We start from the raw sequence: 21,690 nt of genomic DNA on the forward strand, positions 1-21,690 counted from the left end.
CAAAACAAATTAAGCGCGCGGCAGAAAAAAATGCGTCATAAGGGAATATTATTATAGAAATTGTTTCTTCTTATTTACGAATCAAGAAAGGAATCTTTGAAGAAGTCGATTTGATAAAAATCAAATCTGGATCACATTTGATTTCTGAAAGTGGAAACTGTAATTTCTGCTCTACATTGATATCACAAGAAACCACTTCTTCATTTGTTAACAACCACCCATAAAGAAATGTCCTTTGTGAAGAGTCATCAAAGGCACAATCCTCCCATTGAATAAAATAATCGGGGGCCTGACACCCCCCCATATAAGCAATAGTTAAATTTAGAATTTTTTCTTTCGCCAAATAGTTTCCGTCTAAAACCCTGGCTGCAAAAAGACTTTCAGATAAAAATAAAGAAACCAAAATAGAAAGAAGTGAAAAAAAGCCAATTTTTAAATTCCTATTTTTCATATAATCTCCTTTGTAGAGCGAACTCGCGATTCTATGCACTTGTTTGAAAGCAAGTGCTTGAAAATTCGCTTCTAAAAACTTTTCATTTCGATAAGCTGAGGATGGTACTCTTTCCTTCCCATAAATTCATCTTCATCATAGTCATCAACCAAAATCACATCGTACCTAATGGCATCGGATTCTTTAATTAATTTAAGTTCATCCTCACTGATAACATTTTTAGCCCGAGCCTCTTCTAGAATTTCGTATATTTTCTTCCTAGGTAGGATCTTATCTTTGATCGCTTTTTTAATTTTCTTTTCTGCATTTTCAGCTTTTATTGAAACTCTAAAAGCATTCTCAAGACGAGCTAACTGCTGAGTCATATCGCTTGGCAAATGAATTCCACCCGTAATACGCTGCCTAAACTCACCATCTTGCATCACATCGGTTGAAATATGATGAGACCAACCATCACTGGCCTGACTTCCCACAGAATTAATCCGCGACCAAGCTCCCACCCATCCTTTTAAAAACCATCGCAATCCTGGGATTTTCAAATTATCAAAAATCCCATCAAAAGCTTCTTGAATTTTAGCTAAACCATATTTTAAGTTATAATGAACGACAGCTAAATCTTCTTTATTTCGACCTTCAGCTTCAAAACGGCGTAGGATACATGTCATGATATACATATGTGCCAACACATCTGCGAATCGACCAGTTAGCTTCTCGCGCAGCTTTAGGGCTCCTCCAAGGGATCCCATGGCCACATCCGACAGGATTGCAAAACTTGCCGAAACCCATTGCAGTCTTCTAAAATAAACACGCAGTTGAGGATGACAATCGGGTGAATTAGCAAGATAACCACGAGTCAATGACAACAAGATGCTTCGACAAAGATTTCTGACCACATGGCCCACATGACCCCAAAAAGCGGTATCAAAACCATTTAAATCATTAGCCTCTAAGGTCTTCACCTCATTGTAAGCAAAAGGATGGGCTCTCAATGCCCCCTGGCCAAAAATAATCAAGGTTCTTGTTAAAATATTAGCCCCTTCCACCGTAATCCCAATGGGAGTCGCTACATAAATTTCACCAATAAGATTTCGTGGGCCCAAGGAAATTCCAGAGCCACCCATCACGTCCATGCCATCATTAACAACTGACCTGCCTAACTCCGTTGAATAATACTTTTGAATGGCTGTGATCACCGGTGGCTTTATTCCTTTATCAAGAGCTCCAACGGTAAATTTCCTCATAGCCTCCAGTGCATATGTTTTCGCCGTGATCCTGGCCAAAGGCTCTTCAATACCTTCAAATTTTCCAATGCTCACACCAAATTGTCTTCGCACCACAGAATGTGCTGAAACCACTCTGGCAATCAGTTTAGAACCTCCTGTTGCTTGGGCGGGCAAACTGATACCTCTTCCAGCAGCAAGACACTCCATCAACATTTTCCAACCTTCGCCACAGCCAGCAGCCCCACCCACAACCGCGTCGACATCGACAATCACATCATGACCTTGGGTAGGACAATTATGAAATGGAATGGATAAAGGATCATGCCTTCGGCCAATGACGACGCCCGGAGTATTTGAAGGGATCAAGGCACAAGTAATTCCTAGATCTTCTCCTTTTCCTAAAATATTTCCCGGATCCCTGAGCTTAAACGCCAGACCAATCACTGTTGAAATCGATGCCAAGGTGATCCATCTTTTGTTCCAATTTAGCTTGATCTTTATTTTTCCCTGAGCGTCTTTAAAAATCACTCCACTTGAAGTGATGCTACCAGCATCAGAACCCGCCAAGGGTTCCGTTAAGCCAAAGCATGGCATGTCTGTCCCGACGGCTAATCGAGGTAGGTAATAATTTTTCTGCTGATCCGTTCCGTAATGGACAAGCAGCTCCGCAGGCCCCAGCGAATTAGGAACCATCACCGAAATCGTTGCAGGTAGCGATCTTGAAGACAACTTCATAATCACTTCCGAGTGACAGAGCGCCGAAAAACCCAGCCCACCATACTCTTTTGGGATAATCATCCCCAGAAATTTTTCATGCTTAATAAAATCCCAGACTTCCTTAGGCATTTCACGATCGCGCCAAATTTTCCAAGGTTGGAGCATTTTACAAAGCTGCTCAACAGGCCCGTCAATAAATGCTTTTTCTTCACTTGTTAGATCTGGATAAGACTCTTTCATCAGATTTTCAAAATTTGGTTTTCCCGAAAACAAATCTTTTTCAATCCAAACAACTCCCGCATCCAGAGCGATTCTCTCTGTTTCTGAAATTTTAGGGATAAAATCAAATTTTTTAAATAACTTCACCACCAAGGCGGTTACTGTGTGCGTGCGAACGGGTTTTAAAACAAACACTAATAAAAGAATCACTGCCACAACCAAGGACCACAGGGGCAACCCCAGACCCACCATGTAAATCAAAATAGCTAGGGACCACAAAATCATGGGTGCCCCCACGTATCCCAACATCAGCGCTGCTAACAGTCCTACAAGCAAACTCCAGCCCATAAAGGCTTGCAAAAAACCAAATGCCTCCATAAAGAATCCTTTCTTTTGAATTCACAAATAAAATTCACAAATTAATACAGCTATGTGGTATTAAAACTCTTAAATTCTTCTGAAGCAAGCCCGATTTAAAAATTATTTGGGCCCTTTATTTAGATTCAGGAGTTTGTTGTGGTTCTGGTGACTTGACCGCAGGTGCTGCTGGTTCTGCAGGCAAATTGCTTTCAACTGGCTGAGCCATTTGCTCTTGTGAAGGTTGTTGCTCTACGGGGGCTGACCCTGCTGGCGCCTGCTCCGAAGTCGCTGCCGGCGTTTCTTCGTTTTTGATCTCTTCGGGTTTGTTTTTAGAACAAGTAAAACCTGTTGCAAAAGAAAGCGCGATCAATGAAGCCATAACTAGTAATTTCATATTTTTCCTTTATCTAAACTAAATATTAATTTTGGTTGTCACAATTCTCCGTGTATCAAATCAAAACCTTGATTGATTATCAATCAAATTTTATTTTTAATACACATCACATTAATAACCACTTCCACACTAAATGGAATGCCAACACTAAGAACAACTACAAAAGAAAAAGAGCCAATTTTTTTCGATTGGCTCTTTTTCTTCTTTTCTTTACTTTTTGTTTTTACGCTTTATTTTTTATATTTATTTTGAAATTCAAATTACTTATTTTTTCAAATCACTTCCTATTTTCTAAATTAAGCTTCTAAATTAAGCTTCTAAATTAAGTTGCTATCTCAAGCTACTATCTTAAGCCGCAGAATTCTTTCCCTTGGCATGATGATTGACTCTGCCTTGATTCGGAAGTTGATTCTTACCGGAAGAACCTCCTCTGGAGACATTTTTCCTTTGCTGGTGAAGCCCCTTATTATTCTCAAAATTATCGGCTCGTCTTCCTTGCACGACATAAACTAAATCTTCCACGATTCCTTTTAAAATAACCGCTTCAGATGAAAGCTGCTGCGCCGAGGTTGAAGCTTCTTGACTGGTAGTCGTGTTTTGCTGATTTACTGTATCTAACTGACCCATGGCCTTGTTGATCTCTGTCACCCCTTGGGCTTGTTCTTTACTCGCTTGCGAGATTTCTTGAGACAATGTGGAAACCTTAGAAACATTATGAACAATCTCATTTAAAACATCAGAACATTGACGAGCCACCCTGACTCCAGACTCCACTTTTCCTTTTCCTTGAGCCACAAGAAGTTCCACTTTTGACTTGGTTTCGTTCACAATAAAATCCACTTTGGAAATACTTCCATCTAACATATCGGAGATTTCTTTGGCTGCATTACCACTCATCTGTGCCAAGTTACCTACTTCTTCAGCAACAACCGCGAATCCCTTACCGTGCTCTCCTGCCCGCGCAGCTTCCACCGAGGCATTAAAAGATAATAATTTAGTCTGAAACACAATTTCATTGATCACTTTTGTCTTATTACCAATTTCTTGAATCACTCTGACGATCTCGCCCATCTTTTGATTACTTTCGTTTATCTGTGCCATGATAGATTCATTACTTTGACTGATTTCATCCATCGAGGTTAGCATTTGATCAACGGCGATACGGCCCTCTTCAGCCTTTTGCTGAGATTCTGTGGAACTAATGGCAGTCGAATTAGCACTCTCTGCCGCTTTAGAAATCATCGCGCTAATTTCCTCTAAGGAGGCCGCCGTTTCCTCTAGAGACGAAGACTGCTCTGTGGCCGCCTCGGAAACGCTCATAGATGATTGTGAAACATGGGTCGCCACTTCGGCTACTTTTTCAGAAGTACTTTGCAACGAAGCAATCGAGGTATTGATCGGATTCACAATTTTCGAAATTAGAAACGTAAAAATCAATATCGATAGCAATCCCACAACTCCTGAAACCACGACAGTGGTCCAAAATAAAGTTCTCATGCTCTTAATGCCATCAAGCGATTGATCTTTATTTTCTTTCTCAACTTGATCTAATAGGGCGTTCAAAGGCTCCAAGGCTCCACGGTCAATTCCCTTGACAGCTTCATCTGCAGATGCCGCATCAAACTTACTAGGATTGATAAACTCCGTTCTCGCGGCTTTGTACTTTGACTCCAATTCCTTGATCTTAGAATTAAAGCTATCTAACTGAGATAAGTGCGCCTTATCTGTTTTTCCTCTAAGGGTGTTTACTTTTTCATAAATACTCACCAGGGCTTTATCAAAGGCATTTGCATGTTTATCATAGGCTTCTTTTTTACTGCCTCGTAACAAGGTGTTTTTCCATTCCTGTATCATGTGACTAAAATCCTTTTGAATGGAAGCCACAGAGTCCGAAAACTCTAAGCCTTCTTGAGTGTCTTTGGCAGACTCCAATGCTTGATGATAGGATCTATACAATCCAAAAACGCCCACAGCTATTGATAAGACAATCGCTACAATTAAACTAAACAAGATTTTGGCTTTAAATGACTTGACCATGAGATACCCCTCTGATTGATTTTCTTTTGTTTTAGACTTAGCAAAATGAGGATCGACATATTATTTTTTATCTTGAGACCTATTTTAATTTAGTTCTATCTTCCAACTATCCTTCAATAGAAATAACAATTATTGTTTTGTTTTTGCCAGAATTTGTCTTAACTTTTGACAAGTTGATGAAAATTTCAATTTTATAATGACTCTACCCACTTTAAATTGATCTTGCTGATGCACTGGACTTGGCCCATGGCTTGCTGACTTTTATGGCGCTAACTGTTTTTTTAACCCTAATTTGTTTTTTAAAGAGGTACGTATGGGATTTTTTTCCAATTTATTTCAAGCTTTTTCCCATGGTGGATTTGTCATGTGGATTATTTTTTTCGGTCAAATCTTTTCTATAGCGATCATTGTTGAAAGAATTTACGTTCTTTTTCTCTCTCGATCTCTGAACAACAGAAATATGGCTCTCCAATTTGAGGAAGATATTAAAAAAGGAAACCTTGATACCGTTCTCTCTAAGGCCAAGTCCCTTTCTAAAAAAGACTATGCCCTTGGAAAAGCTATTGTTGCAGGGACTCAAGCCGCCGTTCACCGAGGCGGCAGCCAAGAGATTCAATCAAAGATGGATGAGGTCTTACTTTCAGAGACCTCTCAAGTTGAAAAGCGTACTGGTTTTCTGGCGGCCATTGGTAACATCGCCACCCTAGCAGGTCTCTTAGGAACGATCATGGGTCTTATTGATTCTTTTTCTGCTGTAGCCAACAGCAATCCTATAGAAAAAGCGGCACTCCTATCTAACGGTATTTCAATGGCCATGTATGCGACAGCCTATGGATTGTTGGTTGCTATTCCTGCCCTCGTTATGTTTGCCGTCTTACAAAACAGAGCTCAATCCCTGACGGAAGATTTAAACCAAACAGCCTTAATGGTCTATAATTGGTTAACCTATAGTTACGAACCTGTTTCTAAAAAAATCCCTCGTACTTTTGATTACCGTCAAGCTGATTTTCATGAATAAAAGAAATTAGGATAGGAGGTATTTATGGGAATGTCTGGTCAGTCTTACTCTAAGAAAGATTTGAATTTTGAACTTAATTTACTTCCTGTATTTGACATCCTTTCTGTATGTATCTGTTTTTTATTGATGACCGTGGTGTGGGTGGAGATCAGGTCCCTTGAAACAAAGCAAGTGATTGGTAGCCAAGGCCTGGCAGAGACGGAAACGAGAGAAAGCCTCTGGATTAGCTTGGATCAGGAAAACAACCTCACTCTGAACCTGCAATCGCCAAAAAAATTACAAGACGGCACCTCTTCCCCTTCGGCCTCTACCTCTAGAAAATCTTATTCCTTGATGGCGGCGAAAGGTCAAATTGACTGGAACAAGATGAGTTTGTATTTAAAATCGATTGCCAATAACAAAATCGAAATCGCGCAACTTCTTCCAACAAAAAAAACCAAGTACGATGAAATCATCAAGCTTATGGATCTTCTAAAACAAAATGGCTTTAAGGATATTGGTTTATCACCTATATAGTTGCAACTAAATGAAGGAAATGAACTTACATGAAAGCAAGTGTTTTAAAAAACCAAATAATAAACAGCCCGCTTCAACTGCAAAAGCGAATTCAAGCCTCTGGAGCTTCCCCTAAAGGTAAAAGCCTCTCCTTTGTGATGAACTTAACAACACTCATTGATGCTTTTTGTATTTTAGTCATTTTTTTACTTTCCAACATGAACGGACAGCTACAACATTTTCAATTGGGAAAAAGTTTGATTCTACCCTCCGCTATGAAAACGGAAGTTTTAAGCCCCGGTGTTCAAATCAAATTTGAAAAGGAGTCGCTTTTTGTAGATGAGAAAGCGACCTCCTTTGAGGACTTAACAAAAAAACTCATCGCTCTCAAGGCTGAGAACAAAAATCATTTAGTGATTCAAGCGGATCGAAATTCTGATTTTGAAAAAATAAGCTTGTTGCTTAGGGCTGGCGGACAAGCTGGTTTTGATAAGTATTCTTTTGCCGTCCTCCCAGGATTCAAATGAGAAGTTTTATGTTACGTCTTTTGTCTGCCATTCTTTCTTTAAGTTTGCTTTCTGGCGGGGCAGCCCAAGCCGAAAAGATGAGCCTGACCGTCCATGATTCTCTGATTGAGAAACTAGAATCTGTTCTCAATCCTCCTCTTAAAGACAGCATGTTAGAACAAACTCAATTATATTTGCGACTGGCTGATCTCTATGCAGAAAGAGCCAGATTATTAGGTCTGGAAAAGGATGGACAAGGTGCTCTTTTAAACAAGACAAAAATCGATCTCGATAGAACCAAGTCCTTGGGTATTTATTCCCGATTACTTCATAAAAAATCCGCATTTACTGTTGAAAAATGGGGCCATATTCACTTACAAATTGCGCATTTAAATTTGATCCAAAATCAGGAAGCCAAAGCCATCAGTACTTACTTTCGTATTTTAAACCATAAACAAAATTTTGATGGGCAAACTATTTTCACTGCCAATGTCCAGCTTGGTGATCTTTCCTTTTATAAGGGAGATTATAAAAAAGCTAAAATTTATTTTACAAATTCACTTAAAGAATCACAAGGATTGTTATTAGGTTCAAATCAGGTGAGTTTAGCTCAAACAAGCTCCGCCCGAAGGGCTTATGCAGCCTACCGAGCCGCTTGGTGCGATTTTAATTTAGGACAAGCTCAAATGGCTAAGCAAAGCCTGATTCAACTTCTAAAAAATATATCTACGACATCAACTAAGAACCAAAGCTTTCACGAAGATGTCTCCAGAGATTTGGCTACTTTTATGGCCACTTTAGATGTTTCCGAGTCAGAGATTGAACTGCTTGAAAACTTAAGCCCCCAACCCGCTAAGCAAAAAAATTTGATTTATTTGGCTAACGAGTTAGAAAGAACAGGAAAGAAAAAAAGTGCCCTTCTTGTTTGGAAAAAAGTGGAAAACAAAAACCCACAGATTGAAGATAGAATCGCAGGACAATTGCGAGTGACTCGGATTGAGTATGACCTGGGCCGCAAAGATAAATTAATCCTTGAATTGGACAAAACGATCCACCTTCTTCAAGAACCAAAATCAAAAGAATTACCAGAAAGTTCTGAAAATCAAAAAAAATTAAAATCCCTTCTCGCTGAGTGGGCCAAAGCGGAAACACAACATCCCTCCTTAGAGCTTATCAAGGCCAATCAGCTTTTTACAAAAGCTTTTCCTGACTATGAAATCAGTTTTTGGATCGGACAAACATCCTTAAAAAGAAAAAACTATCTAGAAGCCATTCAAGCCTTTAAAGATGCAGCCACTTTACTTTCCTCTGTTCCAACCTCTGTTCCTAAAAATCCAAGACTTTCTCGTTTATTTGAAGACGCACTCTTAGGAAACATCGAAGCCTCAGAAAAATTAAACTCAACGGATCTCAAATTAGAGGCTTATACATTTTATCTAGAGCTAAATCCAAACGGAGAAAAACTCTATTCCGTAAAATATCAAATGGCCCATGGGTATTATGAAGCCAATAATTTTCAAAAATCTCTTACCTTATTTAAAGAAATTTCCTTAGACAAACAAGCACCCTATTCCCTTAGGGACACATCTGCTGAATTAAGTATCGATAGCGCGGTTCTTCTTAAAGATGAAGTTCAAATTGAAAAGGACGCACTTTTGTTTTCACAAGTTTTTACAAAAAAATCAGACTATTATCTTACGCTTTGGCGCAAATCCATTCTCAACCAAAGCGCCAAATTGTTAAACGATGCTTCCACATCATCAAGCTCCCTCGAAAAACTCTCTGACAAACTAAATGCTCTCGATCTGCACTCGTGGCCAACCGCAGATCTAAAGAAGACCCTACAGCATCAAACTTCCCTAGGCTTGAAGTTAAACCGTCTTGACCTCATCCTCAACTCATCACAAAAATTATTAAAGGTCCCTCAACTATCCTTGTCTGAGATAAACTCTGCATTCACCCAAATAGCCTGGGTCTACGAAATGAAAATGGATTTTCCCATGGCTATTTTTTATTCACGTAAAATTACCCCAACGACAAAGAATAGAGCGGACCATTTTTATAAACTAGCGCTCTTATCTGAATTAGCCGGAGTCGATCCTACCCCAGACTACCTTCAATTTATAGCTAGCTCCAAAGATCCTTCAAAGAAGCAATTGGCTATTTACAAAATTGTTTTAATTTCTAAAAATCCAAAAAGTGTCTTTTTAAAATATCAAAATATTTTAAGGTCCAATTTTATTGTTTACGCTGCTGCAGGAACTTTTGTTTTTGAAAAAACAAAAGACGATTTATTTGCAAAAAAATTACTTAATTCAACCAAAGTTAAAAACACCTTTGAAGGCCAACTATTAACTCATTATTTAGAGTTCCAGAAAATGCTTCAAAAACAATCTCATCTCCGCCAAATTCCTATTTCTGGTTCTTCTGGAAGCGCCTTAAAAAGAAATATTTTAGCAAAAGTTTCAGGGCTAAGCAAAGTTGAAACCCAGATCCAAAAATTAAATCCACGAAAGGATTTTATCTTGCAACTTTTTGGTTTGGTCTATTTAGCTCAAGAAAATTCAAAGCTAGCCACAGATATTCTTTCACTGCCAATTCCCAAGCAATTAAAGCCTTCACAAAAAAAAGAATATCTTGAACAAGTTCAACAGCAAGTTCATCCCTTTCAGCTGAAGTCAATTTCAATTACGGAAAAAACCCATACTCTCTATCAGGAAGCCATCGCTAAAAATTTATTTAAAGACCTTTTTGACTTGAGTCAGGAAGAAGGAAAACCAGGTTCTCTGCTTGCTAAAAATCTAGTGCTTCATCTCCAAACTTCCGCTTTGGCCATTGGACTTAAACAGGATCCTTTTATAAGTTTTTCACTTGAACGACAAAAAATAGTCAATGAAGCCAATGCAAGTAAAAAATTCCTTCTTAAAGATCCATTTAATATCAATGAGTTAGAAAAATTCCGCAACTTACAAAAAGCTCTAGGAGATGGCCCCTTAGTTGCTTATCTAGATTCACGACTTGCCTTCCCTACCCCTCAAGGAGCGAAATAATGGCGAAAAAAGAAGTAAAACCTTTGCAAAAACAAAAAGTGATTTTAATTTTTACATTTTTTATTCTCGTATTTTTCTCTTTAACTCTTTTAGCAAAAATAAAAAATAAGAAAACAACTCCTGCTTTATCTACAGCTATTGATTTTAATGACCAAATGGTTGGGGGTAAGTATCAATCTCCCTTTGAAGCTTTAACCGTCGTAGAAGATGAAAAATCTATCGATGACCTTATTGGGGTCCGTAAGAACTTTCAAGATCGTCAACGTCGTTCCAAGGTGATGAGGTAATTCATGAGTTCTCAACACTCCCGTCCTATTTACTACCTTGAAAACAATCAAGGACAAGCCGTCCGAGCCATTGAATGGGAAGAAGAGAAACTTCATTTTATCTTTCGTCACGACACTCAAAGAGTGGAAGCTATTTATGATTTAGGCCCATTAGTCGAAGAAAATATTTCTTTTACCTTGCTTGAAACCTTGGACAAACAAAGGTTTTCTTTAAATAAACGCTATCCTTTAAGCTTTATGAATAATCATATCAGTTTGGTTGCTGAATCTAAGAACATTTTGCGAAATGTGGATTTACCCAAAGACGATCCAGATCATTTTATCGAGATTTTAAAAAAAACCAGTGGGATCATGGTTTTTTTAGTCGCCTTTTTACTTATTGGAAGCATTTTAATCCCTAACATCAATGATCACAAAAAAAATGCGGACCCTTTGCCTTTACAAACCGTCACTGTCATTGACCGAAAATTAGTACCCCCCTCACTCCTCGTTAAACCTCTGGCCATCAAACCCTCTGCCTTGGTTCAACAGGCTCCAAAAAGAATCATTTTACCTAGAAAATTTTCTCGATCCCATTTACAAAAAAAGCAAATTAAACCCATCGCTATAACTCAGTTAGGTGCTCTGGGAGCCTTGGGGCAATTGAAAAAATCACCTCAACGTGGTGGACTTTCATTGAACCATTTTAAGACTTCAAAAGGAATTGGCCGTGGAGAAGGTCTTGAAGGCAGCGGTGGAATTCAAACTTCTCACTATGCTAAGGGAATGTTTTCAGCCCCCCTTGGCACTGGAAAAAATATTTATGGCGGCGGAGGCTATGGCAGCAAAGGTAAAGGTGGCGGGGCCAGCGGTTATGGAAAAATGGCCCTTGTTGGATCCTCTTCTTCATCAACGGCCTTCATTGAATCCATCGATAGCGAAGCCTGGAGCCAGGGTGGATTAGATAAAAATGCCATCGCCGCCGTGATTCAAAGACATCTAAGTGAAGTGCGATTTTGTTATGAAAATAGTTTACAAAAAAATCCAAATCTTTCGGGACGTGTTTCAATTAATTTTACAATTGGTCAACAAGGTCTTGTGACCTTGGCGCAAGTGAATAACTCAAGCATGGGTCATCCACCCGTAGAAAATTGTATCAGAGACCACCTGCGAAGTTGGAAGTTTCCAAAGCCGCAAGGCGGAGTAAACGTCAAGGTTAATTACCCTTTCGTTCTTCGCAGGGTCAGTGACACATGAAGTGGAACCAACTAAGTGCCACTTAACACTTAATAGTGGAACCAGTTTCGAGCCACCCAGTGGTTAGTGAATTAAGATTTTTTGGGGATTAAAAAAATGGGGAGAATAAAAATGAAAATGTTCTTAAATCAAAAATCAGTGTCTATGATCAGTAGGGCTTCAAGCTGTTTGGCTTTGAGTTTACTATTAACCTCTTGTATTGGGTCCTCATCCAATCCATTGGCGGCTTATTCTGAATTAAAATCGGCTCAACCAACTGGTAAAACTTCAGAGTCACAAATGATCGTTCCGGAGGTCTTCACTCCACTCATGGTTCTGGAAGATGCAGAAGTTCTCGCATTGAATTTGCAGGGAACTCAAGGGGAAAGGAACTCTTATCAGGGGAGCAATAATTCTCGATTTTTAGAGGAACAAGAAAAAACTTTCTTCTTCAAAGTGCTACCAAAAAGTCAAAAAATCACCAAGTACTCTACGCAAATTTCAGATATCTTTTTAGGAACACAATCGCTTCCCGTCAAACCCGAAATAAAAGAAACAACTGTTCCCAATGTTTTTTCTCTTACCTGGAAAGCTCCCTTTGGAACGATTCCTAACGGCGAGCTTTTTATTTTATTAGAAACAAAAATTCAAGTCACCGTTTTAGAAGCCACAAGTTCACATCTTGTCGGTCTTACCAAGTTAGAATCACTACCACTCCTCCTCACTCGGGATAACTCAGTACCCCTTCTTTTTGTTGAGCACTCCAGTTTAAATGCTGGCATCGATGAAGGAAAAATCATCGATTTTGAGGTGGACCTAGAAGATCCTGGATCTATTCTGAGTCCCAAAATTCCCTTACTCCAAATTACGGCACACCCTTATACAAATACGGAGGCCTTTCGAGCGGACGGTTCTTCTTTGGTGAGCCTTAAGTGTTCGCAAAAAACTGGCTCCAGTTGTGACCCTAATTTTATCAACCCAAAAAGATTTACCGACAACCCAAAAAAGTGGAAATTTTATTTGCAAATAAATGCAGACAAACTCCCACTGGATAAAGACCGTCTTGGGATCGATAACCCCTTATCTCCTGAAGTCGATGTCTGTTTCAATCTTCGAGCGATCAGTGTTTTGAACACCTATTCTCCTGATCAGCAAGTCTGTTTAAAGGCCCGGTATGCGGCTCAAGCTCCCATTCTAAAATGGGAAGATGAAAATCAGACAAAACTCACCGCCGGAGAACTGAATGTGATAAAATTTAGAATTTCTTCTGCGAATGACTTAGGGAAAGTGGATATATCTAATCCAACAAAGCAATTGTCAAATTTAAGTGGAAGTAAAAAGTTAGAATGCCGACCAGAAACTCCAGAAAAACTAACTTCTCAAGTTTGTGAACTAAGCTGGACACCCACGTGCCTTTCAAAGGAATCTCTTAAAAAGATATCTCTCAAAGTGGATAACCTCACTGGCAGCAAAACGAAATCTGCGACTTTTATTAAAACGTTTACACTTGTTCCCAGTCAGACGGCTTGTTTAAAAAAGGGTGGTACACATGAAAAAAACTAAAGTTTCATTTCCTCATTCTACTTTATTCTTCCTTATTTTTTTCTTTCAGCATTTTAGCTTTTCTGTTTATGCAGAAAAAACTAAAGATTTAAAAGATGATTTTAAAACTCTTGGAAACAGCCCAGAAGTATCCGAGCGAATTAAAAATTTAAATCATGATCAAAAAATCCGAGTGGTGCAAAACCGTTTGGTCGACAGGAATAACCGCCTTGAGCTGGCTCTAAACTATGCTTTTAATGGCGGAAGTGATAGCTATGTGAAAACCCAGTCTTTGGGTGGTTTCTTAGAGTTTCATGTGAATCCTCGTTGGTCCCTGGGATTTGAATACCAAAAGTCCTACAATCAACTTTCTCCCGAGGGAAAAAATCAATTTGATAAGGCCTTGGCAGCGCAAAAAATCGATCCTGCGAGCCCTGAAAAATTCCCGGCCATAGATTACCCCTTAGATTCTAACTTGCTTAAACTTAATTTTTTTCCAATTTATGGAAAGCTCAATTTGTTTGATATGGGGATTGCCCAATTTGATATTTACATGCAATTGGGGTACGGAAGCGTCACTCTTTATTCTGGAAAAAGTAATCTCTATTCTGTAGGTTTAGGTACGGGATTTTGGCTTAACCAATGGATCACGAGCCGTTTAGAAGTACGCTATCTTAAGTACAACGACCTTCTCAACAGTGAAGTCCGCAACCAATCCAATCTTCAAGCCCTTGCCAGTGTGGGAGTTCTTCTATGGTAAAAACTCTCTTTAATTTATTTCTATTCCTTTTTCTGGGGAGCGGTCCACTTGAAGCCTCGAGCTCCATAGTAAAAACAGCACCGCTGGCGCGGTCTCAACCTCAACCCCTTCGGCAAGCTCAACGCCATTTGCAACTTCAACCCCAAGATAAAATGATCTTAAATACAGCTAGATCCTTGTATGCAAAGGCTCATTATTCTGAAGCCATCCAAAATTATACTTTGATTCCACCCAGCTCAGATTTTTGGCTAGAAGCCCTTGAAGAGAAAGCGTGGGCCTTCACTAGCTTAAAAGACTACGAAAAAGCCTTAGCTGAATTGCATTCAATCACGACACCGATTTGGGCACCTCAAGTGGGTCCTGAAACCTATATGCTATCCGCTTTTGTATCTCTTAAAATTTGTGCTTATAAAGATGTTCTTAAAAAAATAGATCACTTTAAAAAAGTGATGATTCCCCGTGTGGACTCTTTGCAAGCTCTCATCAACAAACCGCCATCAGAAGACTTATGGAATCTGATTTATCAAATCAAAAAACCAAGTTTAAATTTAATAGGCCTTGGGAAACAAGCTGAAAAATTGCCTCGTTATTTTTTTCGTGATAAGGCTCTTATTTCTTTTATCCTTCAAAATAAAAAACCTGAATCTTTAAAACGCCTGCGTCAGTTAGCCCAAAATGATTTGGATGAAATCGAGCTGAATTTAAAAAAAATGAAAATCATCGATATCCAAGTAATGCAAAAGATTTTAACTCAAGATAAAAATAGTTTGATAACCTCTCAGAATTCTGAAAGTCAGAAACTCCAATTTTCAAAAGTTGATAAAAACAATACCGTGACCTTTCCTGTTTCTGGTGACAATGATGAGGTCTGGCTTGATGAAGTTGGTAAGTTTCAAGTAAGAACGAATCTCTGCCCTTTCTCGGGACAAGAAAAACCAACAAAAAATAACCAATCAAACAGTAAAAACCTGGGGGCTATTATATGAAAAATGTAACTTTATTGCTGATGCCCATCTTGATATCACTTTTTTTAACCGCTTGTGGGAATGTTTCACCTGATCGCCAAGCTCCACCTGAATTCTTTACTTCGGTATCTGAGGAGTTAACCCAAACTGATACTCTTTCAGATCCTAAGGTAAATATCTTATTTGTTGTCGACAACTCTCAATCAATGAACCCCTATCAAACAATTTTAGCTGAAAATATCGAACTTTTTGCCAATGCTTTTTTTGATAATACCCGTATTGATTACCGAATAGGCGTCGTTCCTGTTTATGATTCGAAATATTTGAATGATCAAACCGTTTACAAACCCTCAGGAAAAAGAAAAATGAACGCTTTGGGGAAACTGGTCCCTTTAAAAGGCCTCAACGATGAGATCTCGCCAACTCCTCTTTATATCACGAGGGAAACACCTCAGCCGAAGCAAGTTTTAAAAGAAACGGTCCTTATTGGAACTCAATGGGGGCCAGAGGCAGAAGAGTCTTTTTCCCCGGTGTTGGCAGTTATGACTGATCAAATTAATTCGACAGACAACCAAGGATTCTATGAACAGGATTCCTATTTTGCCGTCATTTTTTTAACAGATGCCGACGATGCGAGTCCTGGTTTATCAGCGGAAGATTTTTATCAAAAATTAGTAAAGTCCAAACATGGCGATCGCTCAAAAATTTTGATCGCTGCAGCCCTACCTAAAACCACAACCGCCAACTGTGGTCACTCTAAAGAAAAGCCCCCAACCCAGGCCTTCCCTTCACTATTAGCTGCTTCATCTGGAGTTTTTGCCGACCTGTGCTCTGAAAGTTTTGGCAGCAGCCTGGCAGAGTTTGGAAATCAACTTCGCCGAAGAGTCTCGACGCAAAAAAAACAACTCTCCTACACGCCAGACATTGAAACTTTAAAAATTTCAGTCAGTAACAGACCTATTGCTAACGCAACAACCCCCGATACCCATCTTTCAGATCAAGATACAAAAAACCAAAACATAGAACGGCAATTAGAAAGACCAAAGGACTATACTTTTAACCCTGAAACTAATGAAATCATTCTAAACCCATTTCTAGAGATCAAGAGAGAAAAAAACAAAGAAACAAAAATCACAATTACGGCAAAACCTGCAAGTCTAGATAATTACAAAACAAAAAGGCTTCGATCTTTATGAAATTTAGTTAAAAAAATTATTGCTTTAACTTATTAAATTGATTATAAATTTCTATCTTTCAATTATGGTGGCCGTAGCTCAGTTGGTAGAGCATCGGATTGTGATTCCGAGTGTCGCGGGTTCAACCCCCGTCGGTCACCCCAATTTTCTTATCCCTCGGTTGGGGGAAAAATAAAATTTTGTACCCAGATCGGTGGATAAGCCGAGTCAAACTCGATATTTTCAAAATTTGATTTTCTAAAAAATTGTTCCCATGCCGTGGATAACGGTGGGAGGCCCTGTCATGCCTAAAATTCGACAAATTACCTCGTGTGATGAGTGGACTTACGGGCGGTGTGCTCATCGTCAGGACCGCGCGGACAAATATATTTCATGAGGTTTTGATCGAACCTCTAGTGGGTGTACTAAGTTGTTAAAGCGTTCGTGGGTTCAAATCCCCTGACCTCCAAACTTCCAAACCACAAAAAAATGTTCCCGTAGTTTTTTATTTGAATTTCAAGGAACGACCTTTCCTTCGGGCTTACATAATCACGCCGAAGAGAACTGTCGAGGCGATCTTTCCGAGTTTAACCTCAATCTCTCTCTTAATTGCCTTACTCCTTGGTAATGAAATTCCATTATTTTTAAAAATACTTGTCTTGCATGATGTACAATTTTTCCTGGAATAAAAATAAAATGCTTTCTTAATTTCTTTGAAAAATGCGGCTTCTCTGGCTTTGTCATGATAGCAACCCATCTCAGAATATTGTGGGCCACCATGGCGAGCTGTCCATAAGCGTAGTTAGCATTTAATTTCAAACACGGAAAATGTTTTAAGTCATAACCATATTTTTCTTCTTTAATAAAATTCTCAGCATTGCCACGTTTTTGATGATGTTCAAAAACTTCTTGAATGGAATACCTTTTTATTTTTTCTCTAGTGGTTGAGTTTTCCACAAGTTTTTCTGTGGATAAATCTAGTGGAAAATTCGTGACCACAGCGTAATAATCCCAGGGGTCTTCATGTTTAAAACCTTCATCATGAAATAAAGAAACCTGTCGTCCTTTTTTTTCTAACTCGAGCTCTTTATCTTTATTCCAAGTTCTTTTAACTAAAATAGGAAATACTAATTTGGACTCTTCTTTCTCAGACCACTTTGGCGTCCAATACATTCTGGTGAGCTCAATTTTTGGGAGTTCTTTTTCTTTTATTGCAGCTCTTTCTTGTTCTTCTTGGGAATAAATCCACTCACTCAAGGTAACTCCGCTATTTTCTAGAAGTTCCTTCCAATTAGTTGTTCCGTCGTGGGCTGTAAGAGTAAATAAAACTCCAAGTTCTACAAGAGTTTTAATAACATCTTGTTTGCAATAAGCACTATCTGCCCTGAAGAAGTCATTGAATTTAAATTTACGCTCGACTTGTTTTTTGCCATCAGCAAAAGACTGTCGAATTAAACTCTCAGCATCTACACCCGATTTAGTGTTCCCTGGTCTTAATTGAAAACCATGACATAAACCAATCTGATTAAAGCTTACTTGTGAATCTAGGCACCATTCATTTTTATAATTAAATGCTAAACCTTCCATTTTTTCACCGTGCTGTTCATGGGATGTGGAGTCTACATCGATGATAAGTTTTTTAGGTTTAAACTGTTCAGGCAATTGGAGTTGCATCTGTTCAAAAATATGACGAGACATGAGGTTTAAAAACTCATTTAGTTTTTTTAGATGAGTTTCATCAAAGTCTCTTAAAAAATCGCCGTGAGTTCTAGCTGCGGCTGTTGGGTTGCCAAATAACTCTGCAAGTTTGGGATCATTACGAAAATGATCTAAATCCTCTAAGCAATCATAGCCATAGAGAAAGGCTGCCATAAGGGTTAAGGCCATTTGATAGCTACCCACATAACGATGAGATGTACGCTCAGGAAGGCAAGTTATAAATTGATTTTTAAGTTCTGTTTGATCAAAGAGCTCAATCAAAGTCCCAAGGCCTGCGGCCATAGTGAGTTGATCTTTGGTGCTAGATAATTTTAACTTTTTAAGCAGGTTTTTATCTGTGGTCATTATCAATTTTCTCCAGACCTAAAGACAATATCAACTTTTCTTAAAATCGTCAGCGCTGGAAATGACGCGAAAAACTCTTCACCCAAAAGGTGAATTTGATAAAAACTAAAGACTATTAGAAATCATTAACTTAGAAAATATTTTGCTGGGTTATCTGCGGATTCAGGATCTAATTTAGATAAATCTTTTTTCTTCCACTCTTGAAATTCTGTAACTAATTTCTTTGTTATTCGACTTACCGTAGACTTAGATAACTTAATTTTCTCTCCTGTGGCTGACTTCAAGGATTTCTTTACTTTCCTGGTAGAAATTCCATTCACATACATATCACAAATTTGACTTGCAAACTCTTCAGGCCTTCTCATATACGGAATATGAAATTGCGACTGAAAATCCTTAGCTCCATGGACTCTTGGGCGATCATAGGTAATGGCTCCAATGGGCGTGTCGATAGTAGTCTTTCTAATTCCATGTCGATAACCTTTATTTTTCTCATTTGGTGAGCTATGCTGGTAATACGACCTACCCAAGTGTTCAGAAATCTCGGCCTTTATAGCTTCTGACAACAACATCTGGCTTCCAAACTGTAGCAGACCCATGAGGCTTGATGTTTGAGGAATTTCTAATTGCAAATTTGATTTTACTTCTTGCGAAGTTACTTGTGATGACTTACTTTTTCTCATTAGGGAGTTCTCCTTTGTTATTAATGATTTATGTGTTTAAGTTAAATCATTATGGAGTGCTCCCTTTTTAATTTCTACCACTTTCGGGACGTTGCCTAGCCCGTAACGCCGACCAGTCTCATTTCTGGGATTAGTCGATCCTGAAGGGTGCGATTAAGACGCTCAACCCGGCCCTTACATTCAGGAGAGTTGGCATAGATGATTTGTATATTGAGCTCTTCTAAAGCTCTTACAAGTTGCGAGAAGTGGGTTCTTTTCTGTCCCCCATACATTCCGGCACGATCCACGTAAATAACGCTAGGAAGGCCGTTTACGATGAAAATATCGCTTAAGACCTTGAAACAACCAAACATGGTTTCTGTTTTAAAAAATTCTCCACCCATGACTTTGTTCGTGGCATCATCAATAGCCACTATCAAACAGGATTCTTCGTTATTAAACCAGCGATGAGGGCTGCCATCAAGCTGAAGCATGAAACCCGCTTGGCTATAGCGATTGCGGCGAAAGCGAGGTTTACCTCTGCGCTTGTGAGCTTGTTTAACCATACCTCTTAGGTGGCACCACGTGCGGAAAGTTTCTCGATTAAGTTTTAGATTAAATCTGGATTCAATTTTCTCCAGGGCATGGAGCATATTAAAATCATAAAGCTCGGCTTCAACAAAATTCATAATTTGTTGAAGTAATTCTTTAGGTTTTTTATTCTTCGGAGTTTTTCCTTTATTGCCATGACTGATGAACGCAATGCCTTGAGCCTCATAGCTTCTAAGCCATCGCCGTAGTGTGCGCTCACTCACATCTAAAAGTACAAGCGCTTCTTTAGATTTCATCATCCCTTTAGAAACCTTTGCTACAGTCTGAATTCGTAACTGATCCTTAGTTCCAACCACTAGTGCTCCCATACCAACTCACCTCCTGTTGTAAGTAGGCGAAATCACATCAAGAAATGTTTCAAATTGATACACTCAGTCGGTCAAAGTCGCTTTGTAATTAGCACCGGTCAAAGTCGCTCTGTAGTTACACTGTCAACGAAATTGTAATCAAATGTCAAAGGGATTGGCGCCTCCAAACGATACGAAACTTTGAGATCAATTCAGAATGATTCGATCGAAAGAATAGTCTATTGTTTATTTGATTTCCAGCCAGCCCCTTCCCGTATTGAGATCCGGAATGTCCATTGCAATAAGGATCTGTGTTAGAAAGTAAGAGGATTTCTAATAAACTTAGGAGAATATCAAAATGAAAAAAAGAATTGTATCAATCTTGAATTTGATGGGTCTAATGTTGGCGGTAGCTCAATACGGAGAAGACGCTCAAGCAGCGACGACGGAGGTGATCCGGCGGACCGCCTCGGGTGCCGTCCTGCTTAGTCGAACGACCTTCGACGATGGAAGTTCCGCGGGTTATACCTTTGATCCGGACAATCAATATGAATATTCAAAATTGACTTATAAATATGATTCGTCAGGAACTCTGGTATCAGTAGAAAGACTTTACGACGACGGAGCGAAGCAAGTGAGCTATTTCTATGCAGCCTCGTCTCCTTTACTAATGATACATCAAAACTACGTGCCATCTGGGTCGCTCCTACAACAAAGAGTCAATTATAGAAACGGTGATCTTTACACGTCTACCTATGACATGAATGGAAGCCAACAATGGACTGCCCATCATCAGATGATCCGTGGTCAGGTGAATGATGGTACCACGATTTCTGGCGGGACGATAGATTTCAACGACTATCGAATGGATGATGGGACCCGGCGCATTGAACGCTTTGATCAATTAGGAAATCAAACCTATACAAGATTTATAGATTATCTTGATAAATCAGGACGAGTTGATTATCGAGAGATGTTTATGGACAACGGAAACCGACTAATTACAGACTATGACGAGACAAATACACTGGCCTGGAAGAGTCTGTACAAGACTTTTAACCCAAAAGATCAGTTGCTTTCTCAAGATTATAGATTTGATGATGGGACCAGGCAATATGAAGGATTTGATGTCGAAGGAACGATGACATGGGCGAGATATGTAAGTTCTTACAATGCTCAGTCACAGTTGGACTACGTTACTTACTACTTTAAGGATGGACGTCGACAGGTGTCAGATTATGATCAGGCGAGCACTCAATCGTGGAGTAGGTTGATCAAGGTCTTCGATAGTCAAGGTCGTCTGGATGCTCAAGACTATCGAATGGACGATGGAACTCGGATCTATATCGACTACGACCAAACATTACAAAACACTTGGTCCGAGAGACGACTCACGTACAATAGCTCTGGGCAACTGATCTCACAACGTATCACTAACGACGATGGAACAGTCATTATAAAATAAACCATCAGCAGATTGACTGCGACTTCGGAGAGGGTTCTTAAGAATCCTCTCCTTTGCTACATGTAGAAGTTGGGATTTAATCTGACAGTTGCCCTTTTGTTCATCAATTTATTTTTAACTTTTTTAAAAAAATCTGTACTGTCAGTTCAAGTTTTGATTGATGGTTTTTTCTCTTGCTATTCTTAA

18 protein-coding genes and 1 tRNA gene are annotated in these 21,690 nt (G+C 39.1%); 12 read left to right on the forward strand and 7 right to left on the reverse strand.

All coding sequences use genetic code 11. From position 1 onward, the window contains the following. Positions 1-70 precede the first annotated feature (70 nt). The 4 genes from J0M15_14480 to J0M15_14495 form a co-directional block, all read right to left on the reverse strand. Positions 71-451 (reverse strand): hypothetical protein, encoded by a 381-nt coding sequence (locus J0M15_14480; GenBank protein MBN8538257.1) that lies wholly within the window; start codon positions 449-451, stop codon positions 71-73. Positions 452-522: 71 nt separating this feature from the next. Further along, the gene (locus J0M15_14485) at positions 523-2,988 is read right to left on the reverse strand and encodes an acyl-CoA dehydrogenase (protein MBN8538258.1); all 2,466 of its coding nucleotides are present in this window, start codon (positions 2,986-2,988) and stop codon (positions 523-525) included. Positions 2,989-3,103: 115 nt separating this feature from the next. Further along, a complete protein-coding gene (locus tag J0M15_14490) occupies positions 3,104-3,364 on the reverse strand; it encodes an acylneuraminate cytidylyltransferase (GenBank protein ID MBN8538259.1) in 261 nt (86 codons plus the stop codon). A 348-nt stretch (positions 3,365-3,712) separates the two neighbouring features. Continuing rightward, positions 3,713-5,401 (reverse strand): methyl-accepting chemotaxis protein, encoded by a 1,689-nt coding sequence (locus tag J0M15_14495; GenBank protein MBN8538260.1) that lies wholly within the window; start codon positions 5,399-5,401, stop codon positions 3,713-3,715. Between the two features lie 313 nt (positions 5,402-5,714). Here J0M15_14495 and J0M15_14500 point away from each other — a divergent pair, with 313 nt between their 5' ends. The 11 genes from J0M15_14500 (at position 5,715) to J0M15_14550 (ending at position 16,578) form a co-directional block, all read left to right on the forward strand. Further along, complete coding sequence (locus tag J0M15_14500) at positions 5,715-6,419, forward strand: MotA/TolQ/ExbB proton channel family protein (protein ID MBN8538261.1); 705 nt, start codon at positions 5,715-5,717, stop codon at positions 6,417-6,419. Positions 6,420-6,443: 24 nt separating this feature from the next. Then, positions 6,444-6,935, forward strand: coding sequence for a biopolymer transporter ExbD (locus J0M15_14505; GenBank protein MBN8538262.1), 492 nt, complete (start codon positions 6,444-6,446; stop codon positions 6,933-6,935). 29 nt (positions 6,936-6,964) lie between these two features. Further along, a complete protein-coding gene (locus J0M15_14510; GenBank protein MBN8538263.1) occupies positions 6,965-7,441 on the forward strand; it encodes a biopolymer transporter ExbD in 477 nt (158 codons plus the stop codon). Positions 7,442-7,449: 8 nt separating this feature from the next. Continuing rightward, on the forward strand, positions 7,450-10,470 hold the full coding sequence (locus J0M15_14515) for a hypothetical protein (protein ID MBN8538264.1): 3,021 nt from the start codon (positions 7,450-7,452) through the stop codon (positions 10,468-10,470). Further along, entirely contained in the window at positions 10,470-10,757 is a 288-nt protein-coding gene (locus J0M15_14520; GenBank protein ID MBN8538265.1) for a hypothetical protein, read from the forward strand. Before J0M15_14515 ends, J0M15_14520 begins: the two co-directional genes overlap by 1 nt. A 3-nt stretch (positions 10,758-10,760) precedes the next feature. After that, positions 10,761-11,993 (forward strand): AgmX/PglI C-terminal domain-containing protein, encoded by a 1,233-nt coding sequence (locus J0M15_14525; protein MBN8538266.1) that lies wholly within the window; start codon positions 10,761-10,763, stop codon positions 11,991-11,993. A gap of 111 nt (positions 11,994-12,104) precedes the next feature. Then, on the forward strand, positions 12,105-13,535 hold the full coding sequence (locus J0M15_14530; protein MBN8538267.1) for a hypothetical protein: 1,431 nt from the start codon (positions 12,105-12,107) through the stop codon (positions 13,533-13,535). After that, positions 13,522-14,274: an outer membrane beta-barrel domain-containing protein gene (locus tag J0M15_14535; GenBank protein MBN8538268.1), complete on the forward strand. Its 753-nt coding sequence runs from the start codon at positions 13,522-13,524 to the stop codon at positions 14,272-14,274. The genes J0M15_14530 and J0M15_14535 overlap by 14 nt, the downstream gene beginning before the upstream one ends. Beyond that, the gene (locus J0M15_14540; GenBank protein ID MBN8538269.1) at positions 14,268-15,260 is read left to right on the forward strand and encodes a hypothetical protein; all 993 of its coding nucleotides are present in this window, start codon (positions 14,268-14,270) and stop codon (positions 15,258-15,260) included. The genes J0M15_14535 and J0M15_14540 overlap by 7 nt, the downstream gene beginning before the upstream one ends. Then, positions 15,257-16,435, forward strand: a complete 1,179-nt coding sequence (locus tag J0M15_14545; GenBank protein ID MBN8538270.1) for a hypothetical protein — start codon at positions 15,257-15,259, stop codon at positions 16,433-16,435. The genes J0M15_14540 and J0M15_14545 overlap by 4 nt, the downstream gene beginning before the upstream one ends. 67 nt (positions 16,436-16,502) lie before the next feature. Beyond that, a tRNA-His gene (locus J0M15_14550) sits at positions 16,503-16,578 on the forward strand. Between the two features lie 385 nt (positions 16,579-16,963). On the opposite strand, the gene J0M15_14555 is transcribed toward J0M15_14550, so the two are convergent. From J0M15_14555 to J0M15_14565, 3 genes are all read right to left on the reverse strand, one after another. Further along, the gene (locus tag J0M15_14555; protein ID MBN8538271.1) at positions 16,964-18,478 is read right to left on the reverse strand and encodes an IS1380 family transposase; all 1,515 of its coding nucleotides are present in this window, start codon (positions 18,476-18,478) and stop codon (positions 16,964-16,966) included. 125 nt (positions 18,479-18,603) lie between these two features. Next, positions 18,604-19,161: a transposase gene (locus J0M15_14560; protein ID MBN8538272.1), complete on the reverse strand. Its 558-nt coding sequence runs from the start codon at positions 19,159-19,161 to the stop codon at positions 18,604-18,606. 95 nt (positions 19,162-19,256) lie between these two features. Further along, positions 19,257-20,060 carry an ISNCY family transposase gene (locus J0M15_14565; GenBank protein ID MBN8538273.1) on the reverse strand — a complete coding sequence of 268 codons (804 nt, stop codon included), beginning with the start codon at positions 20,058-20,060 and terminating at the stop codon, positions 19,257-19,259. Between the two features lie 430 nt (positions 20,061-20,490). Between J0M15_14565 and J0M15_14570 the strand changes: the two genes are divergently transcribed. Next, positions 20,491-21,504: a hypothetical protein gene (locus tag J0M15_14570; protein ID MBN8538274.1), complete on the forward strand. Its 1,014-nt coding sequence runs from the start codon at positions 20,491-20,493 to the stop codon at positions 21,502-21,504. Positions 21,505-21,690 lie beyond the last annotated feature (186 nt).

It is taken from the genome of Deltaproteobacteria bacterium, from assembly GCA_017302835.1.
Lineage (GTDB): Bacteria > Bdellovibrionota > Bdellovibrionia > Bdellovibrionales > Bdellovibrionaceae > UBA2316.